Consider the following 17,467-nt stretch of genomic DNA (forward strand, 5'->3'; position numbering starts at 1 on the left):
ATTATACCCTTCCATATTATAAGGCCAATAACTATAGATTAAATATCGAAAGGAGCAATGCTATGAAAAGCAATATTAAATGGCTAGCAGCAAGCACGGCGCTTGCGACGATGCTAGTTTCGTTTCATGCAACAGCATTCGCGGCGAATGAGCAGCCAGTAGAAATAAGAGAGACGGAGAACGTCGCTAAAGTTGCCAATGTCATCGAGAAAGCAAGCCAACCTTGGGGGCTGGCTTCTGCCCCTGATGGGAGCATCATTGTTGTAGGCTCGGGCAGCAATCAGATTAGCAAATGGCAAAATGGGAAGCTTACTCCTGTTACGACAAAGACGGAAGCGGGCTATTTCGATGGGACGATTGCCAATTCAACGTTCAATCAACCGTCTTCTGCTGTAGTGAACAGCAAGGGTGTCATTTATGTAAGTGACACCGACAATCACGTTGTGCGCAGAATTGTAAACGATCGAGTATACACGGCTGCGGGCAATGGCAAGCCAGGAAATAAAGACGGCAAATTTGGCGATGCGCAGTTTAACTCCCCAACGGGACTAGCAATAGACAGCAAAGACAATGTTTATGTAGCAGACTCCCTAAACCATGTCATTCGTGTCATTACTCCCGAAGGCGTAACATCTACCTTTGCTGGAGTTGCTGGTGAAACGGGCGGATACAAGGATGGAAGCGCAGTGCAAGCTTTATTCAATGAACCGATGGGGCTTGTATTCGATGATAAGGGCGGTTTATATGTAGCTGACAGCGGCAATCATCTTATTCGTTATATTTTTGATGGCAAGGTCAAGACGGTAGCTGGAAAACCGACAGCTGTCGATGCGCTTACCGGTTATATGGCAGGCGGCTATGGGAATGGCATAAGCGCTGAAGCACGGTTTAATCGGCCGCGCGGGCTGGCATTTGTCGATGGGGTTTTGTTTGTTGCAGACAGCTTGAATAACCGAATTCGTGCTCTGCAAGCGGATGGAAAAGTCATTTCAATTGCAGGTCAAGGCGCGCCTGGCGATAAAGTTGGAGAGGTTGAACAAGCGCAGTTCAATCAACCGTCTTCCTTGCTGTATTTGAGCGGAAAACTGTACGTAGCCGACACGTTAAACAATAGCGTTAAGGTGCTGGCGGTGAACCCTAAGGCTCTCAATCCTATTCGTACGAAAGAAGAGCTGATTGCAGGTACGGAGCTGCTGCCGGCGAGCAAAGATATTCAAGTATGGCTGGATAACAAGCAAGTGAAATTCACTGCTGTGCAAAAGCCTTTTAAGAGCGGAGAAAAAACATATCTTCCTGTGAGAGCTGTCTTTGGTGCATGKGGAGCGAACATAAAGTGGAATGCTGCGGCCAAGGAAGTGCAGCTTACCAAAAACAACTGGAAGCTTTCACTAAAAGTAAATGCGAAGCATACGGTTATTGTTGAAAAAGGCACTTTATACGTAGATGCACAATATTTAGCTGATGCCGCTTCATTTTTGTTTGCTTTTGATAGTGAATACAATGCTATTATTATGAGTAGTGAGTAATAAGTAGCAAAATTCCCTATCGCTGGAATGGAGGCTGTACAATGACTTTGGAAAACCGCTCGCAAAATAATGTAGACCGTTTCTCAGGCTTTCAAAACGATTACGACCAGCATCGTCCGAAAGCTCCTGCCGCAGTTGTAAATATTTTGACAAGTTATTTGGGGAGAGTGCCAAGCGTTGTGGCGGATGTTGGATGCGGAACGGGGCTGTCCTCCTTTATATGGCTCGGGAATGCGGAGCGAATTATAGGTTTTGAGCCAAATGACGATATGAGAAGCAAAGCGCTGGCTCATTTGTCTAAGCTCCCCGAGGATCAGTCAATTTCCTTCATCAAAGGGTATTCTGACCAGCTTGCTCTAGATGCTGACTGTGTTGATATTGTAACCTGCTCGCAGTCGTTTCATTGGATGGAGCCCGTCAGCACGCTCTCTGAATTCGCCCGCGTTCTGAAGCCGGAAGGTGTGTTTGCCGCCTATGATTGCGATTGGCCTCCAACGCTGCACTGGGCCGTCGAATTAGAATATAAGCAGCTTATGGATCGTTCTGAAGAGATTATTGCTGCTCATATCCCAGAGAAGGATCAAGCGAGCAAACGAAATAAGGAACAGCATTTAACTCAAATTCATAACAGTGGTCTCTTCCGTTTCTCCAAAGAAATCGTGTTCCATAACATGGAGCGCTGCGACGCAGAGCGTTATATTGGCCTGGCTATAAGCCAGGGAGGCATTCAAGCGGTCTTCAAGCTTGGCTCGAAGGCGCTGGAAGAGCAATTGCAGAGCTATCGCAGCAGTGTCGAGCGTTATTTTGCGGGAAGAACACTTGATGTCATGTTCAGCTACCGTATGCGGATAGGTGTAAAATAGAGCATTATTAGCGCTTAAATGGTGCAGGAGGCAGTCTTGTCGTGAGGACAAGGTTGCCTTCTTTTTTTATTGCTAAAATGACCGCAAAACGTATTTGCATGTATAATGCAGGTTAAGTGTGATTTATTGTAAGGAGGACTTAGCTTGTCACCTAGAAATGTAGAAAAAGATAAAATGATGCGTGAAAAAAAGATGCAGCATATTCTCGACTGTGCGCTGAAGGTTATGGCGATTAATGGTTTTCAATTAACGAGCATTCAAGATATAGCGAAAGAAGCAAAGGTTAGTGTGGGTAATGTCTATCACTACTATGCTTCGAAAGAAGAGATATTCAGCGAGGTGCTGCGCTCGGGGCAGACGAATTATGGGAAGTATGTAACCGATTTAGCGGCCATGGATATGGAACCGATCGTTAAGCTTAGGGTAATGCTTACCTCTTGGCTCTCATTGGAGACAAACTGGGCGTTTACGATTCTTATGCATACGGCAAGGTTATCCGAGTCTACTCCGCCAGACATTAAGAAGGCGATCACGGACCGTTTTACAGTAAACCTAGGCCCTGTCGCTGATATTATGAATGACGGCATACGTAGGGGAATCATCATTGATGAAGATCCCTTGCAGCTTGCTTTTTATTTTGTAAGCCTTATACAAGGCCTGACACTCCAGCGTCCGCCCGATTATGAGGTGAAGGTGGAGATGAATGTTGAGGCGATTATTCGATTATTTGAGATCAAAAAATAGCTTTTTTAGGCATGCGAAAAAAATGTTGACAAAGTTGAAATGATGCCGCAAAATAAGCAACATAACAAACCGAATGAACATTCAAATTGTAGATTGGTTTGACATATGGCGAATCGACCAGACCACTGGAGATTTAACGTTAGTTATTATACGCGTTAAGTCTTTTTATTTTACCATAATACCAAGTAATCGGGTATTAATAATGCAATATTGAATTGGAGGGGCAGCTTATGGCGGCGGAGATGCTCGTAGTACATGAACTTAATAAGACATTTGCAACACCCTCGGGAGATGTCATTGCGCTTGATCGCATTGGGCTTCAGGTGAAACAAGGGGAATTTATTACGATTATTGGACCGAGCGGCTGCGGCAAAAGCACATTGCTCAAAATTGTAGCAGGGCTCGATACCGGTTATGAAGGAACGGTATTGCTGAATGGAAAACCGATTGAAGGACCGAGCATAGAAAAAGGATTTATTTTTCAAGAACCGAGGCTATTCCCTTGGTTGACGGTGGAGAAAAATATAGCCGCAAATTTATCGCTTCGTAAGCCGGAGGTTCGTAAACGAGTAGATGAGCTCATCGAGCTTGTAAGGCTGAAGGGCTTCGAACAGTCTTATCCTCGTGAGTTATCTGGAGGCATGGCGCAGCGTGTAGCTATTGCAAGAGCGCTGCTTCGCAGTCCTGATATATTGCTGCTGGATGAGCCGTTTGGCGCATTGGATGCTTTTACTCGGTCGCATATGCAAGAGGTGCTGCTTGATATTTGGCAGAAAAACAAAACGACGATGTTGTTTGTGACACATGATTTGGATGAGGCGGTATTTCTGGGCGAGCGAGTCGTCATTATGAATCCGCGTCCGGGTCATATTCGAAAAATATTGCCGATTGATTTGCTGTATCCTCGGAAACGAGCAGGCCATGCTTTTCAAGAGATGCGGCACAAGGTGCTGGGTGAGTTTGAGAAGGTTGAGGGGCCGGAAATCGATCAAGGCGCGGATATTTAATAAACTATTTTTCACCAAAAATAAAGATCGTCGGGGAGAGAATGAAGATGAACAGATTACGCCTTCTTACGGCAGCAATTATTGTATTAGCGGTATTTATTAGCGGCTGCGCGGCTTCTGGAAATGGAAATCCAGACAAGAAAGAAACTGGCAACGCGGGCAACAAAGCAGCAAAGAGCTATGACGGAGTTACTGTAAAGATTGGATATCAGGGCAGCGGCGGCTTAATGGGCAAAGCGATTGAGGAGAAATGGTTTGAAGATGAATTTGGCAAGCTTGGCGTGAAAGTGGAGTACGCGGAATTTCAGAGCGGCCCTCCAATGACAGAGGCAATTGCTTCTAACCGTCTTGATTTCGCTGGACTTGGCAATATGCCGATTATTGCAGCACAAGCTGCGGACATTAAATTCACAGTCATTTCTCAGGCGCTCGAAGGCAAAAACAATGTCGCGATCATCGTGCCTAAAGATAGCCCGTTTCAAACGGTTGCTGACTTAAAAGGCAAGAAGGTAGCTGTTGCCAAGGGGAGCAACGCATTTAACTTCCTTTACCGCGGCCTTGAAGGTGCGGGGCTTAAAGCATCGGATTTGGAAATTATTCAACTGCAGCCGGATGAAGCGCAGCCTGCTTTTGAGACGGGGAAGGTTGATGCATGGGCGACATGGGAGCCGAACATTACGCTGAACACGCTGCAGGATAAAGCGAAGGTGCTTGCGGACGGCGAACAGCTGGGCGTGCTTTCTCCTTCCTTCAACATTGTTAGAAAACAATTTGCTGATGATTATCCTGAGCTCGTTACCCTGTATCTGAAAGTATGGAACAAAGCGCTTGCTTGGGAAAATGATAATCGTGCCGAATCAACCGAGCGTTATGCGGCAGAGCGCAAGGTGCCTGCGGCATTAATTGAAGCAATCTTCAATCGCTCCAGGACAATTAATATCCCTGTATCGGATGAAATTATTGCAGAGCAGCAAAAGACGGCAGACTTCCAGTTCGACATTAAAGTCATTCGCAAGAAAATCGACGTGTCCACCGTATTTGATAACCAATTTATTGAAGAAGCGTTGAAATAATACACTGAACAAGAGGAATGGGGCGTTTCTTATGGTTGGAGCTGGCTCAGAAAGCGCATTGCATAAGCCCATCAAAGTAATGAAGAGGCGGCCGAGGAGCCGTCTCTCTATTCAAACGGTTAATCTGCTGCTCAGTTTGCTGCTTCCAGTCGGCTTATTAGCTATCTGGCAAATTGCCGGAATGATGGGGAAGCTTAATCCAACGCTGCTGCCAACACCAGGCTTAATTGTGGAGGAATTCGTTCATTTAACTTTATCTGGTGAGCTGGTTTATCATCTCGGTATTTCAGCTCGGCGTGCGCTGCTTGGATTTTTGCTGGGCGGAGGATTAGGTTTAGCTGCGGGATTATGGGTAGGGTTCTCCTATAAGACGGAAAGGCTCATTGATCCTTCCTTGCAAATGCTTCGTACTTTGCCCCATTTGGCCGTAGCTCCGTTGTTTATTTTGTGGTTTGGCTTTGATGAGACATCTAAAGTGTTATTGATTGCAAAAGGTGCTTTTTTCCCCCTGTACGTCAATACCTTTCTTGGTATTCGTTCCGTAGATGGCAAACTGTTTGACGTTGCTCGTGTGCTGCAGTTTAGCCGCTGGCAAATGATTGCGAAGCTTGTTCTTCCGGCATCGCTTCCTAATATCTTTCTCGGCGTGCGACTTTCTATCGGCGTGGCATGGCTTGGGCTTGTTGTAGCGGAAATGATGGGTTCGAGCTCAGGGATTGGCTTTCTGATTAATGATGCGCGTTATCTCATGATTACTTCGGTTGTATTTGTAGGCATTATTATTTTTGCTGCAGTCGGTAAGCTGACGGATTCGCTTGTTAAGCTGCTTGAGAAGAGGCTGTTAAATTGGCAGGATAGCTACAAAGGAGGCAACAAGTAATGAGCGAACGAACCGCTTCGCGTGAAATGGGCGCAAAGGCAGCTGGTCGGGACTGGTTAAGCGTTATTCCAAAGCCGCTTCATGGCTGGATTGTTCCGGCTTTCATTGTGATTGTCTGGCAGGCGGTCAGCGGGCTTGGTTTGTTGTCTGAAACACTGCTGCCGGCCCCGTCAAATATTGTGAAGAGCTTTGTGTCATTGTGTGAATCGGGAGAGATGGGGAAGCATCTCGGTATTAGCATTTATCGCGCTGGTTTTGGGTTTCTACTTGGCGGAGCGCTCGGGCTGCTGCTCGGTTTATCGGCGGGTCTTGGCAAAGTGATGGAGAGGACGCTTGATCCTTCGCTGCAAATGCTGAGAACGGTGCCGCTGCTTTCCGTTATTCCATTGTTTATTTTGTGGTTCGGGATCGGAGAGTTTTCAAAGGTGCTGCTTATTGGACTTGGCGCTTTTTTTCCGGTTTATGTGAACACCTTTCTTGGTATTCGAAATACGGATGTGAAGCTGTATGAGGTTTCGCGTATTTTCCAATATACGAAGCTTCAGCAGGTAACAAAGCTTATTATACCAGCGGCCTTGCCGAATATTTTATTGGGCGTACGGCTATCGCTTGGCGCTTCATGGCTGCTGCTTGTTGTTGCAGAAATGATGGGGACGAGTGCAGGTATCGGTTATATGATTCAGGATGCAAGAGCATACTCGCAAACGGAAATTGTTTTTGTAGGCATTATTTTGTTCGCTGTATTTGGCAAGTTGTCGGATTCGGCCATTCGGCTGCTAGAAACCAAATGGCTTCGCTGGCGAGATACGTATAAAGGATGACAAAATGAATCGTTTGGAGAGGCGGTTAACGGATTATGGGGAAACGGCAGGAGCAGCTCCATCTCGGAGCATTTATTTATTATACAGGCCATCATCATGCAGGCTGGCGTCATCCGGAGTCGGGTGTTGAAGGAATGTTTGATGTGAAGTTTTATCAGAAGCTTGCGCAAACCGCGGAGCGCGGCAAGTTCGACATGCTCTTCTTCGCAGATTTGCTGTATGCCACTAATGTGGGGCAAGCGGTAGCGGGCATGCTGGAGCCTCTTACGCTATTGTCCGCATTATCGGCTGTTACGGAGAAGATTGGGCTGACTGCAACCGTCTCAACCACATACAACACCCCTTTTAATGTCGCACGAAAGTTTTCTTCGCTTGATCATATTAGCGGCGGGCGAGCAGGCTGGAATATTGTAACCTCGCAGCTTGATCTGGAAGCTCATAATTACGGGCAGCCAAAACATCCCGAGCACGGCCTGCGTTACAAGATGGCTCGTGAATTTGTGGATGCCACAACCCGCTTATGGGATAGCTGGGAGGATGGCGCGCTTGTGCTTGACCGGGTGTCGGGTCAGTTTGCCGATGAGTCTAAAGTAAGGCCAGTTGATTACAGCGGAGAATGGTACTCCACGAAAGGACCGCTGAATGTGCCGAGATCTCCTCAAGGTTATCCGGTGCTAATTCAGGCAGGCTCATCAGGTCCAGGTCAAGACTTTGCGGCCAGCATTGGCGAGGTTATATTTACGGCTCAGCAATCGCTGGAAGCGGCAAAAATCTTTTATGAGAGTGTGAACAGCAAGCTTGGAGAGTATGGGAGGGAACGCGGCAGTCTAAAAATCATGCCAGGTCTCTCCCCGATTCTTGGTGCGACGGAAGAGGAAGCGAAGCAGCGTTACCAAGAGCTGCAGGGGCTTATTCCTGCTGCGCATATTGTCGGCTTCTTATCAGGATTCCTCGGCGTAGATCTAAGCAGCTATTCGCTTGATGATCAACTGCCGGACATTCCTGATCCTGTTGAAGCATCCAACGGCATGAAGAGCCGTGTTCAGCTTATTATGGATATGGCGCGCAAAGATAAGCTGTCGATGCGAGAGCTTGGAAGCAGAATGCTAGGAGCGAGGGGACATTTGCAGTTTGTTGGTACGCCCGAACAGTTGGCTGACCTTATCGAGCTGTGGTTTGAGGACTATGGCTGCGATGGCTTCAATATCATGGCTCCGGTTCTTCCTGGAGGACTCGACGATTTTGTTCATTATGTCGTACCGATTTTGCAGCAGCGCGGACTGTTTCGTGAAGATTACACGGGAGATACCCTTCGTGACCATCTTGGACTTGAACGTCCAAGCGAAGGGCATTTCCGCAAAAAACTTCCTGTGGTACAAGAACAAGCGTAACAAGAGCTGAGAGGCAATAGTGAAAAAAACGCAAAGAAGCAAGCAGCTGGCGCCATGATTAGGCGACGGCTGCTTGCTTCTTTGCCGTTGTTACAGGGAAGGGGGGACTAAGGTTTTGTGAATATTCCGCTCTTTAATAAACACCATCGATTATAAGTAAAATATTTCATGGCAAACCTCCACCTTAAAAATAAGTGATAACGGTTCCAAGACAGCAGCCTCTATTTTATGAAAAATGAATAGGTGACATAGCCGATAGCGATAGCTACCAAACCAAATGCTGCCGTGGAGGAAAGGATACGGAAAAATATTTCCCACTTATCTCTTTTTGTGTTTCGAATGTCCTTGTCCTCATTCCCCTGCGTCTCATGATGTTCTAGATTATCTTGACGAGGCTTAATGATGGGATCACCCGCTTTCTTTATTCCTTCTCTTTGCTTTGCTTATAAACGACAAGTATAGTGCTGCGCTGATAAGTGTTGCCTGAAGTGGCTGTTTTGATCATGGAGCCGTAGCAAATATTAATGACTTGATCGTCGCTCAGTTCTGCCAAAAACTCATTTGCCCTTTTTTCAGCAAAAACAGAATCCGTATCAATAAATTCTTTTACTTGAATCATATTCGTTGTGTCCTCCCTTACCAAATAAATATACAGATAGGCACCCCGCGTCGATAGCAGAATGCCTTCTGACGTCCACCATAGCATTGCGTACTATAAGTGTCAACAGGGAGATTTAATGATCCATTTTAGACAAAGAAAATAGGGGCAGCTTCGCTAAAATAACGAAGCTGCCCCTATTCGGCTGCATGGGTTGTTTAGCTTTTTTTCCAGACGCCTCCTTGATCAGGTCTTTCTCCCATCGTCCACCATTTGGCTACATAGGTGTCCCCATTATAAGTGACATATGTCCCTCCTAAATACAAATAGAGAATAAAAAACAGTGTCTATCTTACTAATTTTTACACTGAAACTGATTTATAGAATCCTTTTTTATACTGAGCATTAATCTAGTAATCTCGTTAATTCATGTAAATAAAACTAACATATGTTTTCTTCAATTTAGTAAGGATATGAGCACAAATGAGTGAAAAGTAGAGTTATACCTCGATGGTTACGCTTTTTTGTCTACTTTAATGATTTGTTAACTTATATAACATGAAATAGACTGATGTAGAAGAAAGAGAGAATTATATCGCATAGGAGGAGTTAAACATGACACGAGTTGTAAAGAGCGAGATAGCGAAAAAGATTTTAATTCCACTGCTTGTACTTTCATTGCTTGCAGCGATGGTAGGGGTACTGACAAAAACGGATTTTGTACGCGCGGAGGAAGCGCCGCAATTGCCGACATTTGATATTCCGGCCCTATCCGCTGAACATCAAGCTTCAAGTCTTCCTAATGTTATTGTTGTTGCAACAGGAGGAACGATTGCGGGTAAAGCAAGCAATAATGATCCTACTAACTTCCAGAGCTATGCGGCTGGTACTTATAAAATGGCAGATATGGTTGCTCAGCTGCCTGGGAAAAATAAAATAGCTGATGTTTCTACCTACCAATTCGGTAACAAGGGTTCGAGCGGCTATAGTATTAGAGATCTTTATGATCTATCGCTTGCGGTAGACGAAGCTCTTAAGATTTATGATAGTGCAGTTGTAACGACGGGTACGGATACGATGGAAGAAATCGCGTATTTCCTCGATCTAACCGTTCGCAGTGAAAAACCGGTTGTTGTTACAGGCTCTATGCGTCCATGGGATGTTATTGGAACGGATGCGCCTGCTAATCTCTATCAAGCTATTAAACTAGCTGGCAGCGGTAAAACAAAATGGTTTGGAACAGTGGTCATGTTGAATGATGTCATTTATGCGGCGCGTGAAGTTACGAAGTCAAATTCACACCGTACCGATACTTTTGATGCTCCGATGTTTGGTGCACTAGGTTATGTGGATGACCCGGCTGTTCGTATTTACCGTGCTCCTGCTAGAGCGGCAAAAGCAGGCACACCAGCATGGGCTTCACCATTCGATTTGAAAACCATCTCCAAAGATAGTCTTCCGATAGTAGAAATCGTATACAGCTATCAAGAGGCGGGCGGCGGCGCTATTCGCGGCTTGGTGGAAGACGGAGCGAAGGGAATTGTAACCGCAGGAACAGGCGCTGGCGGCATTTCGTCGAAGCTAAGTGCTGCACGTTCCGCGGCCATTAAGGATAAAGGTGTCGTATTTGTATCGACAACAAGAACAGGCTCAGGCTCTATCTATGATAGCGGCAGCGGAAGTGTTATTGGCGGAGACAACTTGAATGCGGCGCATGCTCGTATGATGTTGTTGCTGTCCCTAGCATTTACAAACGATGTAAACAAGATTAGAAACTGGTTCACGACTTTTGGCACACAGGATGTAGAAATTTCAGTTGATGAAAATACGGTACTAAGCACGACGGTTGAAGAACCAATCGAAGAGCCTGTTGTAACGGAACCTGTCGTTGTTGTTCCTACACCGGAAGCAGAAGTTCCGGCTGTTACAGAAACAACGCCTGAAACAGCACCAGTGACGCCATAATTAGGGGGAGGAGTACGGTTATGACCATAAGAAGTGAATCAACTACAGCAAAGAAAGTTTTCATTCCCCTCCTCATTATGGCTCTCCTCAGTACGATACTGACTGGCTATGCCGGCTCAGTTCGTGCCGAGACTGCAGCACCTCAGCTGCCTACCTTTGATATCCCGGCATTATCCGAGGAGCATAAAGCTTCTCCATTGCCAAATGTCATTGTAGTGGCGACTGGCGGGACGATTGCTGGTAAAGCGAGTAATAATGATCCTACTAATTTCCAAAGCTATGCTGCAGGAACGTATAAAATGGCGGATATGGTAGCTCAGCTGCCTGGGAAAAATAAAATAGCGGATGTCTCTACTTATCAATTCGGCAACAAGGGCTCGAGCGGCTACAGTATGAAGGACCTGTATGATCTCTCCCTTGCGGTGGATGCTGCGCTTGAAATTTATGATAGTGCAGTTGTTACGACAGGTACGGACACGATGGAGGAAATTGCTTATTTTCTCGATCTAACTGTTCAAAGCGAGAAGCCGGTAGTTGTCACGGGTTCAATGCGGCCTTGGGATGTCGTTGGAACGGATGCTCCGGCCAACCTGTATCAAGCAATTAAGGTGGCGGGGAGCGGCAAAACAAAGTGGTTCGGCACGGTCGTTATGCTAAACGATGTCATTCATGCGGCACGCGAAGTAACAAAGAGCAATTCGCACCGGACGGATACGTTTGAGACACCGATGTTCGGCGTGCTTGGTTACGTTGATGATGCAGCGGTACGTATGTATCGTCTGAATGCTAGGGCGCTCAAAGCTGGACTAGCGGATTGGAAAACGCCGTTTGCATTGAAAAATATTTCGAAGGACAATTTGCCTATCGTTGAAATCGTTTATAGCTACCAAGAAGCCGGCGGCGGTGCCATTCGTGCTTTAGTAGCTGATGGAGCCAAAGGGATTGTAACAGCCGGCACTGGGGCGGCTGGTATTTCGTCGAAGATGAGCGCGGCGCGGTCCGCAGCGATTAAGGATCATGGCGTTACATTCGTATCGACGACTAGAACGGGTTCTGGAACGATCACTGGCGGCGGAAACGGCATTATTGCCGGAGATAATTTAAACCCGCAGCATGCACGCATCATGCTTATGCTTTCGCTGGCATTCTCGAATGATTTTGCTACAGTGAAGAACTGGTTTGAAACGTTAGGGACACAAGATATTAAGATTGATGTGCCTGAAACGCCTGTAACTCCCACACCTACACCGACTCCAACTCCAACTCCAACTCCTCCAGTAGAAGGCGGTACAGGTGGTTCGGGTGGCAATGTGCCTAAAGGACAGGTTTCGATTGGTGCAGGCAGCGCAGGTACGCTTGGCTTGGATGATAGCGTTACTGTATCTATTCCAGCAGGAGCGACGAAGGAGCAAATGTTGCTTTCTATTGAGAAACTGACTGAAACGGGCGGCATTGTTGAGCCATCGAGCAAGCGAGTGTCTTCTATTTTTGAAATACTTAAGTCGATATCAGCTGATTTCTTCGTTCCAGTCACGCTGACCTTTAAGTTTGATACCGCTTTGATCAAGAGTGGTCAGACGGCGTCCGTATTCTATTACGATGAGGTGAAGAAGCAATGGGTAGAGATGGGCGGTACGGTAAAGGATAACTTTATTACTGTACAATCTGATCATTTTACTAAGTTTGCTGTATTCGCTGTAGACAAGAAAGTTGAAGAAGTGCCTTCTTTTACAGATATATCAAGGCACTGGGCAGAGGCCGCTATTAAAGAGGCGGTCGCATCCGGAATTGTGAAGGGATATGAAGACGGTACGTTTAAACCGAATAAAACCGTAACACGTGCGGAATTTTCCGTTATGCTGATGGGTGCGTTGAAAGCGGATGGTGCAGGCTCGGTGCTTGCCTTTGCTGATAATGATAAAATTGCGGCTTGGGCAAAAGAAGCTGTTGCACAAGCGGTCAAAGCGGACATTATTAGCGGCTATCCAGATGGGACCTTCCGTCCGGGCGCAAACATTTTGCGTATGGAAATGGTATCAATGATTGCAAGCGGTGCTGGATTAACGTTAGATCCGAATGCGACAACCAGCTTTGCTGATAACAAGGATATCCCGGCATGGGCGAAGGGTGCGGTTAGAGCAGTTAGCGATAAAGGCATCATTCAGGGACGTACGGGCAATATCTTTGCGCCAAAAGCTACAGCAACGCGGGCAGACGCGATTACGGTTATTATGAATATGCTTAAAAACAAATAATGGCTTAAACAGAAAAAGAGCGGTTTTTTAAAGGTTGATTAGAATCTTTAAGAACCGCCTTTTTTTCATACCATGCAACTTTAAACTAGAGCCCCGCTTGATATAATAGGCGCGCTGTTTCAGACGGATGAGAAAGGGGGAAGTGGTGACCGCGTCCTAGAAGCTGAGTGGGAACTGCGCTGTAAGTTTTCGGTATCGTATACACACGGTCCTGTGAACCCCAAATGATACTGACCCGTTTCTCACCCCATTGTTCGGGTTGTTGTCGGAAATGCTCATCCTTCGTTAACTGGGCGAGTGTGTCAGCCAGAGTGGCTCTAACGCGCGGGGAGCTGAGCTCGTTCAAAACATATTCCAAATAGTCCTTAGGGATTTGACCGATCCTCTCGAAGCATCCCTGCAATACAAGCTCCTTGCGCAAGGTTGCTAAGGATATATGGGGCAAAAGCATACGATTGACGATTCTACTCCTATATCTGCTGTTCGCATGGTGGAGCGCTGGCTGCAATAAATACACGGCTTGGATACGCTCTGGCATACGCTCCATGACMTTGGCTGCGAGCAATGCTCCATAGGAATGACCGATTAAAGTAACGGTTTCCGGTTGTGATGTAATAGCGGACATAATAGCCTCGACATGCCCATTTACTACGTTTACCGGATGATGGTGATAGGGTGATCGCCCGAAGCCCGGTAAATCAGCAATCCATATCTGACGATGCCGCAGCTCTGAAGCTAGCGGTATAAGACAGTCTGCACCGCTGAAGGTACCGGGCAGCAAAATAATTGGGTTGCCACTTCCAGTTTTTTCTAGCGTGGCGAGTGGACCGCGTTTGCTGCGTACGAAATTAGGATGACTTGTCGGCCTATGGGATAAACGATAATCCAAATCGGCAATCACATGCGGGAGAACCGATAAATCTACAGTGGCAGGAAGCGAATATTTTTGCTGAATATGCTGTGTAGATTGTAGAGGGAATGCTTGATTGACAATAAAGCTGAGTGATTCTTGGGGAATGCCTAGTTTGCTGCCCATACGGGAGCTTAAAATCTTGCTCAAAAGGGATACAGGGATAAAACCGATTGGAGACGGGACTCTAAGTTCCTTATTTATGAGTGTTATTAGCTGGTTCATGTTAAGGCTCGCTGCTTGTTCATCAAGTAAATAATAGGTGTTGCTGAGAGGTTGTTGCTCGTTCGCAAGGGCAGCAATGAAAGCTGCCGTATGATCGAGATGGACGAGCGGGAGCCAGTGTTTTTTGCCTCCTGGAACAGTGCCCATAAGTTTTTTTCTCGCGGCTGCTATCAAAATGCCTAACCCTCCGGTTTGCTCCGTGTTGCCGGTAGTAGAATCACCGATGACTACGCTTGGGTTAACGACGGAAAGAGGATAGCCGGTTTGTTTAGCATGCTGGCGGATGTGAACGTCTGCGTTTATTTTCATTCGCTCATAAGGAGATTCGTGCTCCAAAAGCTGCATAATGGCTGTTGCATCGTTTAAGTTCGAATCGGTCACAGGACTTTTGAAACCAACGACATGAATGAAATGCAGGGGATTTCCATTCTCGTAAAGCTCAGTAGCAAGTGAAGTTAAATGGTTAGCTGCATCAAGGAAAACCCTCTTTGCTTGTTGTTCAGTTAAAAGAATATCCATTGGTCCGCCAGCGTGTATAATGACATCCACGTTTTGTATCGCAAGGCGATCGCTTGCAGATAAGCCCAGTCCTTGCTTTGTCAAATCTCCGATTACGGCTGATAGGAGACCGGACTCCTCGTGGTTTGTTTGCTCAATAAGTTCCGCTATTCGGCTATGCGAACGCGCTAAAGCAGTAATGCGATGACCGTCGGCAGCTAGCCGTTTAATAATTTGGGAGCCGACAAAACCTGTTCCGCCCGTCATAAATACATGTGCCATTAGTAAACACTCCTCTGAAATTATTTATAGTACTAATCAGTACTAAAGTTTTTAAAAAAATTACTTTAGCATAGAAGCTAAAGCATGAAGCGATTGCTGTAGTATGGTTGGGTCTTGCTGAGCATGCTGCAGGAACAATCCGCCCTCGATCGTGGACAAAATTAAGGAAGCCATTGGTTGAGGGGGCAGTTTGCTGTTCATTTCATTTCTAGCAATGCCCTCTGTAATAAGATGCTCGAGGATCGTTAATTGTTTTTTGAAAAATGCGCTTATCTGTTCCCGAATGGCAGTTGCCTCCATTGGTGTTTGCGTGTATAGCGTTAAAAAAGGACATCCTCCGAGGCAGTCGATATCCTGCAGAGTGAGCGTCTGCATAAGCTTCGTCAGCCTTTCCATAACAGGCAGCTCGGTTTGAGCGGCAATATGAGCTATAAGTGCTTCATGTTGATCAGTCATCCGCTCAATGATCGTGGACAATATCTCCTCTTTACTCTTGAAATAGTAATAAATATTAGTTTTGGATACTTTGCTCGCTGCAACAATATCATCCATGCTTGTGACGAGATAACCTTTGCTCAAAAACAAGTTGGACGCTGTCTTTAGCGCAATTTCGCGATTAGATGTTTTGGAGGTCGTTTTCATAATTAGTACTATACAGTACTAATTATGGGATTGTCAATTAAGCGAATTTGCGAGACGAGCTTATCATCTGACAAGTTGCTTAGCACATAAAGATCCGAATAAAGATTAACACCGGAATGGGGAACAAAGCTCCTCAAGTCCGGTTTTAATCGGTCGGAATCAACTGATCGGTTTCGCCTAAAAAATATTTGCCTTGCAGCGATTTATTAAGTGGATTCGTTAAGTTGACCACACTGACTGGCCCATAGCCATTCATCGCTTTACCGTCCTCTGTAATAGGCTTATATACCACCATATGATGAAAATACGGATCATGCCTATGCATCGAAGCGGCAAGGCGACGAATGTATATATAACTACTCCTTGGAGACGTGGCTGCCCCAAACGGCAGCTCCTTCTTTGGATAGTGCGCTGAATGTCATCACATAGCTGAGTGTGCCTTCATTCCACTGACGGAGTAAGACGCCGTGATACAGCGAACCATCAATTGTAAGATCGATAGTAACAGCGCCGGTGCTTTTCCATGAGCCGCTTGTGCTTCCGGAGATTGTGCCGTCTTTGTTGAGAGAAAGCAGTGTTGCTGGTTTTACATCAGCCGTAATGTCTTTGCCATGGTTCACGTATTTGTATTCGCCGATGATTTGCTCGGTTTTTACGCTCTCTGCGGTTTCGCCTGCATAACGATGAGGCGCGACGACAGGCCAGCCTTCCGTGTTCATAAGCATTTGATGGACTCTTATCTCGTGGCTTTCTCCGCGAGATGGAAAACGAGTGTGGAAAATAATAAACATTTTACCCGTGTCAGGATCGGTGTAAGTGGAGTTATGACCAGGTGAAGTATAACCCGTCCCAATATTAGCAATTTCTCCGTCGACATTGTCCATTTGGAAATTTCCCATGAGCTTCACGCCATAAGGCGCAATAGAAGCATCATCAAACAGCGTGCCGAAGGCGCCAAATGCGTCAATCATTTCCTTGCCCTCTGAATCGAGGAACGGGCCGTCGGGATTTTTTGAGCGTGCTACACGAATGTTGTATCCGCCTGTGGAGTCTAGTCCGCCATAGGAAAGGTATAAATAGTAATAGTCCGTTTCTTTGTTGTACATCATATAAGGCGCCTCGATGCGGCTGTGATTGTTGCCGAGCAGTCGTTTGCCGTAGCCTTGATCGGGATAGGGCAGACCTGTTTTTGGATTCATTTTCATAATAAAAATACCGCCGGAGTATGAGCCATAAACCATGCATAGAATGCCATCTTTATCATAAAACAAATTTGGATCGACTACGTTTGGATGTACTGCCGCGTCATACAACGTTCCATCCTCGCTCAAATCATTCCACATGCCCGATTTGAGGATTGTGCCCTTATTTTTATAAGGCCCTTCAACCTGATCGGCAACCGCATATCCAAGCACCGACCGAGGAGAGTCGCCTTTGCACATGCTGTAATACATATAAAATTTGCCGTCCGGCAATTGGATGACATCGCCTGCCCAGAACGTATCAGTCTCGGCCCAAGCTAGCTCCTCGCTCATCTCTGTCAGTACATCCGGTATGATGGGATTCCCTTCATAGACACTGGAGTTCAGCTGCTCCCAGGTCATGAGATCCTTCGACTTCGCCGCAGCGAGATGCGAGCCGAAAATATAGAAGGTATCACGAACTTTGATAATCGACGGATCATGAACGGAGGCGTTAGTGAATAGAGGCTCCTCCACTGTAACCGCTTCCGTTTTTGGTTGGTTTGAAGCGTCATTAGCTGCGGATGGCTGATTGCTCTCCGCTGG

15 protein-coding genes are annotated in these 17,467 nt (G+C 46.3%); 10 read left to right on the forward strand and 5 right to left on the reverse strand.

What is annotated here, in order from left to right:
* Positions 1 to 62 precede the first annotated feature (62 nt).
* From AC1DSE_RS15250 to AC1DSE_RS15285, 8 genes are all read left to right on the forward strand, one after another.
* Positions 63 to 1,526, forward strand: a complete 1,464-nt coding sequence (locus tag AC1DSE_RS15250) for a stalk domain-containing protein (protein WP_477527846.1) — start codon at positions 63 to 65, stop codon at positions 1,524 to 1,526.
* Positions 1,527 to 1,567: 41 nt separating this feature from the next.
* On the forward strand, positions 1,568 to 2,389 hold the full coding sequence (locus AC1DSE_RS15255) for a class I SAM-dependent methyltransferase (RefSeq protein WP_477510761.1): 822 nt from the start codon (positions 1,568 to 1,570) through the stop codon (positions 2,387 to 2,389).
* Between the two features lie 144 nt (positions 2,390 to 2,533).
* Positions 2,534 to 3,133, forward strand: coding sequence for a TetR/AcrR family transcriptional regulator (locus AC1DSE_RS15260; RefSeq protein ID WP_477510762.1), 600 nt, complete (start codon positions 2,534 to 2,536; stop codon positions 3,131 to 3,133).
* Positions 3,134 to 3,363: 230 nt separating this feature from the next.
* Positions 3,364 to 4,140, forward strand: coding sequence for an ABC transporter ATP-binding protein (locus AC1DSE_RS15265; protein ID WP_339206328.1), 777 nt, complete (start codon positions 3,364 to 3,366; stop codon positions 4,138 to 4,140).
* Between the two features lie 47 nt (positions 4,141 to 4,187).
* Positions 4,188 to 5,213 (forward strand): aliphatic sulfonate ABC transporter substrate-binding protein, encoded by a 1,026-nt coding sequence (locus AC1DSE_RS15270; RefSeq protein WP_477510763.1) that lies wholly within the window; start codon positions 4,188 to 4,190, stop codon positions 5,211 to 5,213.
* Positions 5,214 to 5,292: 79 nt separating this feature from the next.
* Positions 5,293 to 6,093: an ABC transporter permease gene (locus AC1DSE_RS15275; protein ID WP_477510788.1), complete on the forward strand. Its 801-nt coding sequence runs from the start codon at positions 5,293 to 5,295 to the stop codon at positions 6,091 to 6,093.
* Entirely contained in the window at positions 6,093 to 6,914 is an 822-nt protein-coding gene (locus AC1DSE_RS15280) for an ABC transporter permease (RefSeq protein WP_430055801.1), read from the forward strand. The genes AC1DSE_RS15275 and AC1DSE_RS15280 overlap by 1 nt, the downstream gene beginning before the upstream one ends.
* A gap of 35 nt (positions 6,915 to 6,949) precedes the next feature.
* Positions 6,950 to 8,305 (forward strand): LLM class flavin-dependent oxidoreductase, encoded by a 1,356-nt coding sequence (locus AC1DSE_RS15285; RefSeq protein ID WP_477527847.1) that lies wholly within the window; start codon positions 6,950 to 6,952, stop codon positions 8,303 to 8,305.
* Positions 8,306 to 8,726: 421 nt separating this feature from the next.
* Here the strand turns inward: AC1DSE_RS15285 and AC1DSE_RS15290 are convergent, their stop codons facing one another.
* Both AC1DSE_RS15290 and AC1DSE_RS15295 read right to left on the reverse strand, forming a co-directional pair.
* Complete coding sequence (locus tag AC1DSE_RS15290; RefSeq protein WP_076268509.1) at positions 8,727 to 8,924, reverse strand: sporulation protein Cse60; 198 nt, start codon at positions 8,922 to 8,924, stop codon at positions 8,727 to 8,729.
* Between the two features lie 197 nt (positions 8,925 to 9,121).
* On the reverse strand, positions 9,122 to 9,229 hold the full coding sequence (locus AC1DSE_RS15295) for a carbohydrate-binding protein (protein WP_477510765.1): 108 nt from the start codon (positions 9,227 to 9,229) through the stop codon (positions 9,122 to 9,124).
* 289 nt (positions 9,230 to 9,518) lie between these two features.
* Here AC1DSE_RS15295 and AC1DSE_RS15300 point away from each other — a divergent pair, with 289 nt between their 5' ends.
* Positions 9,519 to 10,868 carry an asparaginase gene (locus AC1DSE_RS15300; RefSeq protein WP_441877677.1) on the forward strand — a complete coding sequence of 450 codons (1,350 nt, stop codon included), beginning with the start codon at positions 9,519 to 9,521 and terminating at the stop codon, positions 10,866 to 10,868.
* Positions 10,869 to 10,888: 20 nt separating this feature from the next.
* The gene (locus AC1DSE_RS15305; RefSeq protein ID WP_477527848.1) at positions 10,889 to 13,123 is read left to right on the forward strand and encodes an asparaginase domain-containing protein; all 2,235 of its coding nucleotides are present in this window, start codon (positions 10,889 to 10,891) and stop codon (positions 13,121 to 13,123) included.
* Between the two features lie 85 nt (positions 13,124 to 13,208).
* Here the strand turns inward: AC1DSE_RS15305 and AC1DSE_RS15310 are convergent, their stop codons facing one another.
* The 3 genes from AC1DSE_RS15310 to AC1DSE_RS15320 all read right to left on the reverse strand — a co-directional run bounded on the left by AC1DSE_RS15310 (position 13,209) and on the right by AC1DSE_RS15320 (position 17,398).
* The gene (locus tag AC1DSE_RS15310) at positions 13,209 to 15,038 is read right to left on the reverse strand and encodes an alpha/beta fold hydrolase (RefSeq protein ID WP_477527849.1); all 1,830 of its coding nucleotides are present in this window, start codon (positions 15,036 to 15,038) and stop codon (positions 13,209 to 13,211) included.
* 60 nt (positions 15,039 to 15,098) lie between these two features.
* Positions 15,099 to 15,680 (reverse strand): TetR/AcrR family transcriptional regulator, encoded by a 582-nt coding sequence (locus AC1DSE_RS15315; RefSeq protein WP_477527850.1) that lies wholly within the window; start codon positions 15,678 to 15,680, stop codon positions 15,099 to 15,101.
* A 356-nt stretch (positions 15,681 to 16,036) separates the two neighbouring features.
* Positions 16,037 to 17,398 (reverse strand): glycoside hydrolase family 43 protein, encoded by a 1,362-nt coding sequence (locus tag AC1DSE_RS15320; protein WP_477527851.1) that lies wholly within the window; start codon positions 17,396 to 17,398, stop codon positions 16,037 to 16,039.
* Positions 17,399 to 17,467 lie beyond the last annotated feature (69 nt).

It is taken from the genome of Paenibacillus sp. 01L418, from assembly GCF_056400045.1.